The organism is Streptomyces sp. NPDC021093, assembly GCF_044333135.1.
Taxonomy (GTDB): Bacteria; Actinomycetota; Actinomycetes; order Streptomycetales; family Streptomycetaceae; genus Streptomyces.
The window spans coordinates 546,976-558,261 of record NZ_JBIRQJ010000002.1 but is presented as its reverse complement, the minus strand read 5'-3'; the positions used below and the strand labels follow the sequence as shown (position 1 = coordinate 558,261).

The following is an 11,286-nucleotide window of genomic DNA, read 5'->3' as shown; positions in this document are numbered from 1 at the left end:
TTCACCCTACGTCGACCGCGCGGCTAGTCTCCGGCGGCGTCGAGCAGCCCCGCGTCGTGGGCGAGGAGGGCGATCTGGACCCGGTTGTTGAGGTCGAGTTTGGCCAGGATGCGGGAGACGTGGGTCTTCACCGTGGGGACGCTCATGTAGAGCTCCGTGGCGATCTCCGCGTTGGAGCAGCCGCGGCCGACCGCGACGGCGACCTCCCGCTCCCTGTCGGCGAGCAGACCGAGCCGCCGCTGGGCACGGCCCTTGCGCTCCTCCGCGCCGCCCGCGCCCGCGACGTGCGTGATGAGCTGCTGAGTCACCGCCGGGGACAGCACGGGGTCGCCCGCGGCCACCCGCCGTACCGCTGCGACGATTTGGGCGGGCGGGGTGTCCTTCAGTACGAACCCGGCGGCTCCGGCACGCAGGGCGCGCAGCACCTGTTCGTCGGCGTGGAAGGTGGTGAGGACCACGACCTCGGGGGCGTCCGGCCCGGCTCTCAGCTGTTCGGTGGCGGTGAGACCGTCGACGACCGGCATCCGGATGTCCATCAGTACGACGTCCGGCTTCAACTCGGCGACTGCCTGCGGCACTTGGGACCCGTCGGCGGCCTCGCCGACGATCTCGATGTCTTCGGCGCCGCCGAGCATGAAGGTGAGCCCCGCGCGCACGAGGGGGTCGTCGTCGACGAGGAGGAGCCTGATCCTGTGGGTCGTCATGGCGCCCACGGTAGCCAAGCGCTGATCCGGAACCCGCCGTCGGGCTCGGGGCCGTGGTCGAGGCGGCCGCCGGCGAGGGTGGCGCGCTCGGTGAGGCCGATGAGGCCTTGGCCGGAGCCGGGCACCTTGGGGACGTCGCCCTCGGGGGCCGGGTTGTGGAGGGTGACGGTGATTCCGTCGCCGGGGCGGCCGGTCACGGTGACGGCGGCCTCGGTGCCGGGGGCGTGTTTACGGGCGTTGGTGAGGCCCTCCTGGGCGATGCGGTAGACGGTGCGGCCGACGGCCGCGGGTACGGCGGCCGGATCGGCGATGCGGTTGTCCAGGGCGACCTTCATGCCTGCCTGGCGCGATTCCGCGACCAGGGCGTCCAGGGTGGCGAGGGTCGGCTGCGGGCGGTCCTCGTCGCCCGACCCGGGGCTGCGCAGCACGCCGATGATCTCGCGGAGGTCCTGGAGCGCCTCGTGGGCGCTGTCGCGGATGACTCCGGCGGCGCGGGCGACCTCGGCGGGCGGGGCGTCGGGCCGGAATTCGAGGGCTCCGGCGTGCACGCTGAGGAGGGTCAGACGGTGGGCGAGCACGTCGTGCATCTCGCGGGCGATGGCCTCGCGGGCCAGCCGCTGGGCCTGCTCGGCGCGGAGTACGGCCTCGGCCTCGGCCCGCACGGTCCGCTCGCGCAGCGACGCGACGAGCTGGCGGCGGGCGCGTACGAACATCCCCCAGCCGACGATCAGCAGGGTGATCACCAGGCCGATGAGGGCGGCCGACAGGAAGGACATGGTCGGGTCGGGGCGCAGCCAGGCCTGCAAGAGACCGGTGGCGAGCGCGGCCGCGGTCAGTGAACCCGCCACCTTGAACGGGCGGTGCACGGTGACGCCGAACAGCGCGACGATCATGGCGCCGGACGAGGCCGGTGCGACGGCGGACAGCGCGATGAGGACGGCCGCCACCCCGACGGGCCAGCGCCTCCGCAGCCAGAGGGCGCAGCAGGCCAGTGCCCCGACGATCTGGTCGAAGGCGAGAATGGCGCGGGATTCGCCGAGGTCCGCCATGGACTCGGCCGCCGTGAGCCCGATGGCCGCGGCGAAGAGGAACATCAGGAGGTCGACGACCCAGTCCCGCAGGGTGCGGCGGGGCCGCGGGCTCCCACCGGGGCCGGGTGCGCGGTCGGGGCCGCGGCCCCGGCCACCGGGCAGCTCGGGGCCGCCGCCCATCGCCGACGGCAGCAGCCATCGGTACTCCTGTTCGCTCATGCCTACAAAACTACGCAGGTGGGGGCAGTACGAGCGGCCGTCGGCCGCAGACAGCGACCAAAGTCGTCCCGGCGGGCTACTTTCGACGCGGCCGCGGCCCGGTCCGAGCGCCCTGCGGACGATGGTGGGACCGGCCCCCGGCGGGCCAGGGTGGTGGGCATGAAGAAGATCTTCGAAGTCGTCGGTTTCCTGTTGGTGCTGTCGGGCGTGGCCGGGCTGATCCACGAGTGGTTTGAGGGATTCAAACTGTGGGGGATCGTGGACAAGCTGGGCTGGTTCGAGGGTTACGAGATCTACGCGAACATCGTGCTGGCGGTGGCGGGCCTCGCGCTGATGGTGGCGTCGGCGCGACTGAGCGGTCACAGCGAGAAGCAGAACTGACGGAACGTCATAGAGCCACCCCTCCAGGAGGCGTGACGGTGCGGCGCACCGTCGCACCTCCCCGGACGGCGTGCCGGCGTGCTGCAACGCCGTCACGCCGTCCGGCCCGCCGCCCGGCGTCCCCAGGCCGTCCCGGCGAGGACCAGTGCGCCGCCCAACAGCCCGAGTGCGCTCAGCCGTTCGCCGCCGATGGCGATGCCGGCGGCCGCCGCCCACAGGGGTTCCGTACCGAGCAGCAGGCTGACCCGGGACGGCGAGGTGCGCCGTACCGCCCACATCTGCACGGCGAACGCGAACAGCGTGCAGCACACGGACAGGAACAGCAGCCCCGCCCACTCCCCCGCCCCGAACCCGGCCGCCACGCTCCACGGCGAGGGACCGGACCCGGGCGCGGCGGACAGGACGGCGAACACGGCCACAGCAGCGCCGAGTTGGACGGTGGTCAGTGACAGCGCGTCGGCGTCCTGGACCGCCTTGAGCCGCGCCATGAACAGCACGTGCGCGGTACGGGCCAGCGCGGCGAGCAGCATCAGCAGGTCCCCGGCCGAGGGTTCGGTGAAGCCGCCGCCCTGGGTCAGCAGCAGCACGCCCAGCACCGAGAGCCCGGCGGCGGCCAGGAACGCACGGGGCGGGGCGGTCCTGGTGACGGCGGCCTCGGCGAGCGGTGTGAAGATCATCGTGAGGCTGATGATGAGCCCCGCGTTGGTCGCCGAGGTGTGCACGACGCCGTACGTCTCCAGCAGGAAGATCCCGCTGAGCACGGTGCCGAGCAGTCCGGCACCCCGCCACTGCGCCGCGCTGAGCGCCCGTAGCTTCCGCCACCCGACGACGACGAGCACCGGCAGCACGATCGCGAACCGCAGCACCAGCACCGCGACGACGGTCTGGGCGGTGGTGATGCCCTTGGCGGCGAGGTAGCTGGCACCCCACACCACCGCCACTCCCAGCACGGGAAGATCGGCGAACCCGGCCCCACGCCTGGGCGCGGGGGTGCGTACGGCGGGCGAGGTGGCGGCCACGGCGCGGTCTCCAACGGACGGTGCGGTGTGGAGACTTCGGCGGCTCGCACGCGGGCGCTCACCGTACCGGGATGTCGATCTTCCCGGGAAGGGGTTTCAGCGGTCGCTCTTCAGCTCCCTCCGCTCCGCCAGCACCACGTCGACGTCGAAGGGCTGGAGCTGGAGCGGCGGTCCCGGTGGCGGCCTGCGCAGCGCCTCGGCGATCTTCTCGTTGATCTCGGCGAGCAGTTCCCGCGCGATCCGTTCCGAAGGGGCACGAACGGCGCGGACCCGGACCTCCTCGGCCTCCTTGCGCAGGGCGAGCCCCGGTGGCAGGTAGGACGCCTTCTCGCGCTGCATCTTGTCCTTGATCCACCACAGTTCGTCGTACGGCGCGGCATCGCTGGGCAGTGGCTTGCCGGCACCGGCCAGGTTGTCGAAGGCGCCGCGCTCCGTGGCTTCCCGGATCTGCTTGTCCACCCAGGTCTCGAAGTCGACTCCGGGCGGCTTCCGCTCGGTCATGCACATCCCCTTCCGTCAGAAGGCTTTGAAAAACCCTACCCGGGGCCTCTGACAGTGCGGGAGTCGGTGTCCGAATGGCGCCAGCACGGAGCGCGCCACGGCCGTTTCCTTGAATCAGCAAGCGCCACTCCGGGCCTGCGACACACAGTTGCGACACACAGTGAAGAGGAATACGGGATGTCTACGACGACGACCAACAGGACCGCACTCGTCACCGGCGGCAGCCGCGGCATCGGCGCGGCCGTCGCCCTGCGGCTGGCGCAGGACGGGGCCGATGTGGCGGTCACCTACGTGGCGGGCGAAGCGGCGGCGCAGGACGTCGTACGGAAGATCGAGGCCCTGGGCCGCCGGGGGCTGGCGATCCGGATGGACGCGGCCGACGCGGAGTCGGTCACCGGCGCAGTGGCGACCGTCGCCGATGCCTTCGGCCGACTGGACGTGCTCGTCAACAACGCGGGAATCGGCGTCCTCGGCCCGATCGAGGGGCTGACGCTCGCGGACCTGGACCGGGTGCTGGCGGTCAATGTGCGGGCGGTGTTCCTGGCCTCCCAGGCGGCGGCGTCCGTCCTGGAGGACGGCGGCCGGATCATCTCGACGGGATCGGCCCTGACCCGGTACGCCGGAGGGCCAGGCGGCAGCCTCTACGCGATGAGCAAGTCGGCCCTGACCGGGCTGACCAAGGCCCTCGCACGGGAGGTCGGCGACCGGGGCATCACGGTCAACCTGATCCACCCGGGCGCTGTCGACACGGACATGAACCCCGCGGACGGTCCGTTCGCGGAGCCGCAGCGGGCGGGCACGGCACTCGGCCGCTTCGGACGCCCGGAGGAAGTGGCCTCGCTGGTGGCGTACTTGGCGGGCGACGAGGGGGCGTACGTGACGGGCGCCGAGCTGGTCATGGACGGCGGGCACGCGGCATAAGGACGCGCGGCACAGGGACACGCGGCACAGGGAGCGGGGGCCGGGGACGCCCGGCCCTCAGCCCCCAGCCCGTGGCCCGTGGCCCGCAGTCCGTGGCTCGTAGCCCGTGGCCCGTGGCCCGTGGCCCTCAACCCTCCGGCTGAGGGCTGCCGGCCGCGAGCCCCGACTCCACCGCCGTACGGAATTCCCCGAGTCCGTGCACCAGTGCCTCCCGCGCGGTCGGCGGCATCGCCGCGACGGCGGCCACCAGCGCCTCCTCGCGGCGGGCGCGCAGGTCCCGCAGGTAGCTGCGGCCGGGCGCGGTCAGCCGCAGTTCGACCTCGCGCCTGCTGACGCGGCTGGCCGTGCGCTTCACGTACCCGATCGCCTCCAGCCGGTCGCAGAGCCTGCTGACCGACGGCGGCGCGGCGCCCAGATCGCCGCCGAGCGTGCGCAGATTGATGCCGTCGGCGCGCTCCAGGATGTGCATGACCCGCAGTTGGGAGGAGGACACCGGTGCGGGCGACACGGCGTCCCTGCCGCGTTCCCACAGCACTTCCAGCAGTGCGATCACCTCGCAGGCGACCCCGGCGGCAGCCACTGCCGCGGTGCCCGGTGCGCTCTCGCTGCGAAGGCATGAGCCCTGGAGGTCCACGCTTGCCCTCCCCGTACATCCTTTGCGGCTCTCTCGCGGTCGACCGCTGCCAGCCGACCACGCCATGACGATACTGCAACCGGTCGGGGCGCCCCCTGGTACCTGTCGGCCCGTATCGGCGCAGGCCGGAGCGCCGGGGCGGGCCCGAGGGGCACAGGAACCCCTACGGTCCGGGCCCCGGCACGGGCCGAGTCCGGGGGTACGTCGGTGGGGCCCGCGGCGCTCGATGCCGCGGGCCCCACCGACGTACCGTCAACTGATCGGCTCAGCCGCCCAGTTCGTGGTGGCGGGCGGCCAGCGAGGTGGCGCCCGCCTCGGTCAGCGAGCCGAAGAGGCGCAGCCGGGAGATGCCGCCGTCGGGGAAGATGTCGACCCGCACCCGGCTCGCCGCCGGGGCGGAGGCCAGGACGAAGCGGTGGTTGGTGTCGGGCTGGAGACGGGTGCGGGGCAGGATCTCCGTCCACTCCCCCGTGTCGCCGTCGCGGACCGAAAGGGCCGCCCAGCCCGCCGAGTTGCCCTTGAGATACGCGGTGTCGATCTCGACGGCGCGGATCTCGGCCTGCTCGACCAGGTGGTAGCTGATCCAGTCGTTGCCCTTGTCACGGCGGCGGCGGGTCTCCCAGCCGTCGTCCATCTTGCGGGAGCGGCCCGGCTGGATGGTGTGGGTGGCCGGGGAGTAGAAGCGGTCGGAGGCGTCGTCGACGCGTCCGCCGTTCTCCAGGGCGACCAGGTCGAAGGTGCCGAGGGTGGTCAGCCAGGCCGGGTCGGGGACGACCTCGCCGTACACGCGCAGGCGGGCGATGCCGCCGTCGGGGTGCTGGTTGACCCGCAGGTGCGTGAAGCGCTGCTCGGCGGCGACGGCGAAGCCGTTGGCCGCGTGGCCGCCGACTGCTGTACGGGGGACGAGAGTTGTCCACTTGACGTCGGCCGAGAGGAGGTCCTCGGGGGACGGGGAGCCGGGCACGGAGGTGCCTTCGACGGAGACCGCCTGCGGGTAGTTGCCGCGGAAGTGGGCCGTGTCGACGACGATGCCGCGTACGACGCCGGGGGCGCCGAGGCGTACCAGCGCCCAGTCGTGGTCGTCGTCGGTGGGGTGCGGCTGCTCGGCGGAGACTCCGCGCCTGCGGCGGGTCTCCCAGCCGTCCATGATCTTGCCCTTGTGCCCGAAGCGCTCCGGGTCGAAGTGGGCGGGCTCGGGGACGAGCAGGTTCTCGCGCTCGGCGAAGAACTCGTCGTTCGCGGCGATCACGCCCGCGCCGAGGCGGCGGTCGGCCAGGTCGACGTGGTGGGTGAAGGGGAAGACGGCGGTGCGGTAGTCGGCGTACGGGTCGCCGCCGCCGAAGGGGCTGGCGTCGCCGGTGAAGGAGGGGATCCCCGTCGAGGTGCCCACCGGGGCGCCCGCCGTGGGGTCTGCCGAGGAGTCGGTCATGAGGGTCACTTGTTCCTTTCGAGCAGACGGCCGGTGGGCTCGGCGAGGGTGCCCTCGTGGGCGATGCGGACGCCGCGCAGCCAGGTCTGCTTGACGACGCCGTGCAGGGTCTTGCCCGCGTACGCCGTGACCTGGTTGCGGTGGTGCAGCTCGACGGGGTCGACCGTGAAGGTCTCCTCGGGGGCGAGGACCGCGAAGTCGGCGTCGCGGCCGGCCTCGATGGCGCCCTTCTGCGTCAGGCCCGCGAGCTTCGCGGGGGCCGCCGACATCCAGCCGACGACCTCGTCCAGCGAGCGGCCCCGCCTGCGGGCCTCGGTCCAGATGGCGGGCAGGCCGAGCTGGAGGGAGGAGATGCCGCCCCAGGCGGACGCGAAGTCCGGGGTCTTGAGGTCGGTGGTGCACGGCGAGTGGTCGGACACGATGCAGTCGATCGTGCCGTCGGCCAGGCCGTCCCACAGCGCGTCCTGGTTGGCCGCCTCGCGGATCGGCGGGCAGCACTTGAACTCCGTTGCCCCGTCCGGGACTTCCTCGGCGGTGAGGGTGAGGAAGTGCGGGCACGACTCGACCGAGACCCGGACGCCCTCGCGCTTGGCGGCGGCGATCAGCGGCAGCGCGTCGGAGGACGACAGGTGCAGTACGTGGACCCGGGCGTCGAGGCGCTTGGCGAGCGCGATGAGGCCCTCGATGGCGGTGTTCTCGGCGTCGCGCGGCCGGGAGGCGAGGAAGTCGGCGTACTTCGCGCCGGACTTCTGCGGGGCGTCGGCCAGGTGGTGCGGGTCCTCGGCGTGCACGATCAGCAGGCCGCCGAGGCCCGCGATCTCCGCCATGGACCGGGTGAGCTGCTCCTGGTCCAGCTCCGGGAACTCGTCGACGCCGGACGGCGAGAGGAAGCACTTGAAGCCGAAGACGCCCGCCTCGAAGAGCGGCCCCAGATCCGCGACGTTGGACGGGATGGCGCCGCCCCAGAAGCCGGTGTCGATGTGCGCCTTGGGGCGGGCGACGTCCTGCTTGATCCGCAGGCCCTCGACCGTGGTGGTCGGCGGCAGCGAGTTGAGCGGCATGTCGAGCAGGGTGGTGATGCCGCCGGCCGCGGCGGCGCGGGTGGCGGTCCAGAAGCCCTCCCACTCGGTGCGGCCGGGGTCGTTCACATGGACGTGGGTGTCGACCAGGCCGGGGAGCAGGGCGTGCTCGCCGAGGTCCTCGAAGCGGGCCCCGTCGGGCAGCTCCTCACCCTGTGCCCCGTACGTCTCGTACGGCAGCACCGCGAGGATCTTCCCGTCGGCGACGGTGACCGTGGCGGGGCGGGTGCCCTCGGGGGTGACGACGCGCGAGGAGCGCAGCACCAGTTCTACGTCGGCGTCTCGCACGGCCGGCTCAGTCACTCACGTCTCCTGTTCAACGATCCGTTTCAACGTTCTGTTGAAGCCTTGCTCTGCAGCGGAGTCTTTATCCGGACCTCCGAGCCGTCAAGGGGTCGGCCGGGTGCAGCGGGGCGGATGTGATCACCGACACCACCCTTGGATGTTTCCACAGAATGGAATTAGAATTCCGCTTGGTAGAACGTAGCTCCTGCCATGAGGGGCGTCCCGGACCACCACAGGTAGTCTGCTGCCTTGCCTGCCAGCCCCGAAAGGACCGCTCCGTGCCGACGTCCAGCGCCAGCACCACCGACGCTTCCAAGCCTGCCGCCGCCAGTGGCGGCGTGCAGTCCCTGGAGCGCGCCTTCGACCTCCTTGAGCGAATGGCCGACGCGGGCGGTGAGGTCGGGCTGAGCGAGCTCTCCGCCAGCAGCGGGCTGCCGCTGCCGACCATCCACCGTCTGATGCGGACGCTGGTGGCGTGCGGTTACGTGCGTCAGCAGCCCAACCGGCGGTACTCGCTGGGCCCCCGGCTGATCCGGCTCGGCGAGAGCGCCTCCCGGCTGCTCGGGACCTGGGCCCGGCCCTATCTCGCGCGGCTGGTCGAGGAGACCGGCGAGACCGCCAACATGGCGCTGCTCGACGGCGACGAGATCGTGTACGTGGCGCAGGTGCCGTCCAAGCACTCGATGCGGATGTTCACCGAGGTCGGGCGGCGGGTGCTGCCGCACTCCACCGGCGTCGGCAAGGCGCTCCTCGCGCACACCCCGGCGGACGAGGTACGGGCCCTGCTCGCCCGCACCGGCATGCCGGCCGCCACCGAGAAGACCATCACCACGCCGGACGGCTTCCTGGAAGCACTGGAGCAGGTGCGGCGGGCGGGCTACGCGGTCGACGACAACGAGCAGGAGATCGGGGTGCGGTGCCTTGCGGTGTCCGTCCCCAACTCGCCCACCGCGGCGGCGGTTTCGATCTCGGGACCTGCGGGACGGGTGACGGAGGCCGCAACCGAACGGATCGTGCCGATCCTGCAGGAGGTGGCACAGGAGCTTTCCGCTGCGCTGGCGAGCTCGGGAGTACAGGGGTAGTTGCGGGGGGGGCGTCGCAGGGGTGTGCGGTCGAGGGAGGGGCGTGCCGCAGTGGGGGCCGCCCCCTTGCCCACCCGTCCCGCCCCCGGGGGGGGCGGCCCCGCTGCCCAAGGAAGCGGCGGTATCTAGCGCCCCGAAAGCACACCCTCCGCCAACCGGCCGTCCCTCATCGTCACCGTGCGGTCGGCCACGTCCAGGTGGGTGTGGTCGTGCGTGACCAGGACCGTGGCGACGCCCCGGTCGCGCGCCAACCCCGCCAGCAGGTCGAGCACCGCCGCTCCCCTCTCGTGGTCGAGCGCGCTCGTCGGCTCGTCGACGAGCATGACCGCCGGCTCGTTCATCAGGGCGCGTGCGATGTTGATGCGCTGGCGCTGGCCGCCCGAGAGCTGGTGCGGGCGGCGGTCCGCCTTGTCGGACAGACCCACCGCATCCAGCAACTCCCTTGCCCGTTCCCGGAATTGGCGGGGCTTGCGGCCCGACAGGTGGGCCATCACCTGGAGTTGTTCCACCGAGGTGAGCGACGGCAGCAGATTGGGCTGCTGGAAGACGATGCCGATCCGGTCCCGGCGCAGCTCCGCCTTCTGCGCACGGCTCAGCGCATCCGTCTCCGTACCGTCGACGACCACCCGTCCCGCGTCGGGGGTGACGAGCGTGGCCGCGACGGCGAGGAGGCTGGACTTGCCGGATCCGGACGGGCCGACGACGGCCACCAGGCTTCCCGCCGGGACCTCCAGCGAGACCGTGTCCAGGGCGGTCAGCCGCGCCCCTTCGCCGTCCGGGTAGGTGAGGGTGACGTCTTCCAGTACGAGGGTCATCGGGCACTCCCGAGCGCGGTGAGGGGGTCGACGGCGGTGATCCGCCGGATGGACAGGGCGGCGCCGACGATGCCGAGCGCGATCATGACGAAGGCGGGGACCAGGAGCGTCGCGGCCTCCAGGACGAAGGGGACGGCGCCGCCGATCAGCGCACCGAGGGCAGTGGCGAGCCCGGTGCCGATCAGGGTGCCGATGCCGAGCATCACGACCGCCTGGCCGAGGGCGTCCTTCAGGAGGTACGGGGTGGAGGCGCCGAGGGCCTTCAGGACCGCGATGTCGCCGCTGCGCTGGATCGTCCAGACCGTGAAGAACGCGCCGACGACCAGCGCCGAGATCGCGAAGAGGAAGCCGCGCATGAGCTGGAGCGAGCCGTTCTCCGCCTGGTACGAGGAGAGCGCCGCGAGGGAGTCGGAGAGCGGGACCGACCGGGTCCCGGCCGCCTTGTCGCCCGCCGCGTAGTCCGCGTCGCCGCCGGTCAGGGCGATCACGGTGGCCTGCTCCTCCATCGACGTACCGCTGTGGCCGAGCTTCTGCCAGTCGTCGAGCGAGGTCCACACGACCGGCGTGTGGCTGTACATCGCCCCTCCCTCGACCGCGGCGACGGTCTCCTCGACCGCGCCGAGCCGGACCTTGTCGCCCGCCTTGAGGTTCAGTTCCTCGGCGGCCTTGGCGGAGAGGACCACCTGGCCGGGGCCGAGCCGGTCGGAGGCCGGGGCGATCCTGGCCGTGGGCTCGACGCCGAAGGCCGCGACGGCGACCGTGCGGTCACCGGCCCACCCGTTGACCGTACGGATGCCGATCGGCTGGGCGCTCTCGACGCCCGGCTGCTTCGCCCAGTCCCGCCACGCGCTCTCCCCCACCGAGGAGTTGGTGAACGACACCTGCTGGCCGTCCGGGGGTGCGGCGAAGGCCAGCCGGTCGGCGGGCAACGAGGTGATGGCCACGGTGTTGTCCCTGGCCAGCCCCGCGGTCAGCCCGGACAGCAGGCCGACGAGCAGGGTGATCAGGACCACGACCGAGCCCATGAGGGCGAACCGGCCCCTGGCGAATCGGAGATCTCTCCATGCGACGAACATGATCCCCACTCTGGTCGCGCGGGCGGGCAAAAACATCGGGCGGCGGATCGCTTCGATATCAACCTTTTGATTGACCGGTCCGCGGGGCGTCCCCTTTAGGCTGGAAAGAA

Annotated in this window: 12 protein-coding genes; 3 read left to right on the top strand and 9 right to left on the bottom strand. The window is 72.2% G+C overall.

Features of this window, described 5'->3' with window-relative positions; translation table 11 throughout:
* Window positions 1-23: 23 nt before the first annotated feature.
* Both ACH4SP_RS07430 and ACH4SP_RS07425 read right to left on the bottom strand, forming a co-directional pair.
* Window positions 24-704 (bottom strand): response regulator, encoded by a 681-nt coding sequence (locus tag ACH4SP_RS07430; RefSeq protein ID WP_398410866.1) that lies wholly within the window; start codon window positions 702-704, stop codon window positions 24-26.
* Window positions 701-1,954: a sensor histidine kinase gene (locus ACH4SP_RS07425; protein WP_398410863.1), complete on the bottom strand. Its 1,254-nt coding sequence runs from the start codon at window positions 1,952-1,954 to the stop codon at window positions 701-703. Before ACH4SP_RS07425 ends, ACH4SP_RS07430 begins: the two co-directional genes overlap by 4 nt.
* Window positions 1,955-2,113: 159 nt before the next feature.
* On the opposite strand from ACH4SP_RS07425, the gene ACH4SP_RS07420 reads away from it, so the two are divergent.
* The gene (locus ACH4SP_RS07420) at window positions 2,114-2,335 is read left to right on the top strand and encodes a hypothetical protein (protein ID WP_398410860.1); all 222 of its coding nucleotides are present in this window, start codon (window positions 2,114-2,116) and stop codon (window positions 2,333-2,335) included.
* A gap of 92 nt (window positions 2,336-2,427) precedes the next feature.
* Here ACH4SP_RS07420 and ACH4SP_RS07415 read toward each other — a convergent pair whose 3' ends face one another.
* Together ACH4SP_RS07415 and ACH4SP_RS07410 are read right to left on the bottom strand one after the other, a co-directional pair.
* The gene (locus tag ACH4SP_RS07415; RefSeq protein WP_398410858.1) at window positions 2,428-3,354 is read right to left on the bottom strand and encodes a DMT family transporter; all 927 of its coding nucleotides are present in this window, start codon (window positions 3,352-3,354) and stop codon (window positions 2,428-2,430) included.
* 96 nt (window positions 3,355-3,450) lie between these two features.
* Window positions 3,451-3,855, bottom strand: coding sequence for a DUF1992 domain-containing protein (locus ACH4SP_RS07410; protein WP_398410854.1), 405 nt, complete (start codon window positions 3,853-3,855; stop codon window positions 3,451-3,453).
* A gap of 177 nt (window positions 3,856-4,032) precedes the next feature.
* Here ACH4SP_RS07410 and ACH4SP_RS07405 point away from each other — a divergent pair, with 177 nt between their 5' ends.
* Entirely contained in the window at window positions 4,033-4,776 is a 744-nt protein-coding gene (locus tag ACH4SP_RS07405; RefSeq protein WP_398410850.1) for a 3-oxoacyl-ACP reductase family protein, read from the top strand.
* 127 nt (window positions 4,777-4,903) lie between these two features.
* Here ACH4SP_RS07405 and ACH4SP_RS07400 read toward each other — a convergent pair whose 3' ends face one another.
* The 3 genes from ACH4SP_RS07400 to allB form a co-directional block, all read right to left on the bottom strand.
* Window positions 4,904-5,410, bottom strand: a complete 507-nt coding sequence (locus ACH4SP_RS07400; RefSeq protein ID WP_398410847.1) for a MarR family winged helix-turn-helix transcriptional regulator — start codon at window positions 5,408-5,410, stop codon at window positions 4,904-4,906.
* Between the two features lie 265 nt (window positions 5,411-5,675).
* Complete coding sequence (gene alc, locus ACH4SP_RS07395; protein ID WP_398410844.1) at window positions 5,676-6,839, bottom strand: allantoicase; 1,164 nt, start codon at window positions 6,837-6,839, stop codon at window positions 5,676-5,678.
* Between the two features lie 5 nt (window positions 6,840-6,844).
* On the bottom strand, window positions 6,845-8,221 hold the full coding sequence (gene allB, locus ACH4SP_RS07390; protein ID WP_398410839.1) for an allantoinase AllB: 1,377 nt from the start codon (window positions 8,219-8,221) through the stop codon (window positions 6,845-6,847).
* A gap of 260 nt (window positions 8,222-8,481) precedes the next feature.
* Here allB and ACH4SP_RS07385 point away from each other — a divergent pair, with 260 nt between their 5' ends.
* Window positions 8,482-9,285: an IclR family transcriptional regulator gene (locus ACH4SP_RS07385; RefSeq protein WP_398410836.1), complete on the top strand. Its 804-nt coding sequence runs from the start codon at window positions 8,482-8,484 to the stop codon at window positions 9,283-9,285.
* A 125-nt stretch (window positions 9,286-9,410) separates the two neighbouring features.
* Here ACH4SP_RS07385 and ACH4SP_RS07380 read toward each other — a convergent pair whose 3' ends face one another.
* Window positions 9,411-10,100 carry an ABC transporter ATP-binding protein gene (locus ACH4SP_RS07380; protein ID WP_398410831.1) on the bottom strand — a complete coding sequence of 230 codons (690 nt, stop codon included), beginning with the start codon at window positions 10,098-10,100 and terminating at the stop codon, window positions 9,411-9,413.
* Window positions 10,097-11,176 (bottom strand): ABC transporter permease, encoded by a 1,080-nt coding sequence (locus ACH4SP_RS07375; protein WP_398410825.1) that lies wholly within the window; start codon window positions 11,174-11,176, stop codon window positions 10,097-10,099. The genes ACH4SP_RS07380 and ACH4SP_RS07375 overlap by 4 nt, the downstream gene beginning before the upstream one ends.
* Window positions 11,177-11,286: the final 110 nt, after the last annotated feature.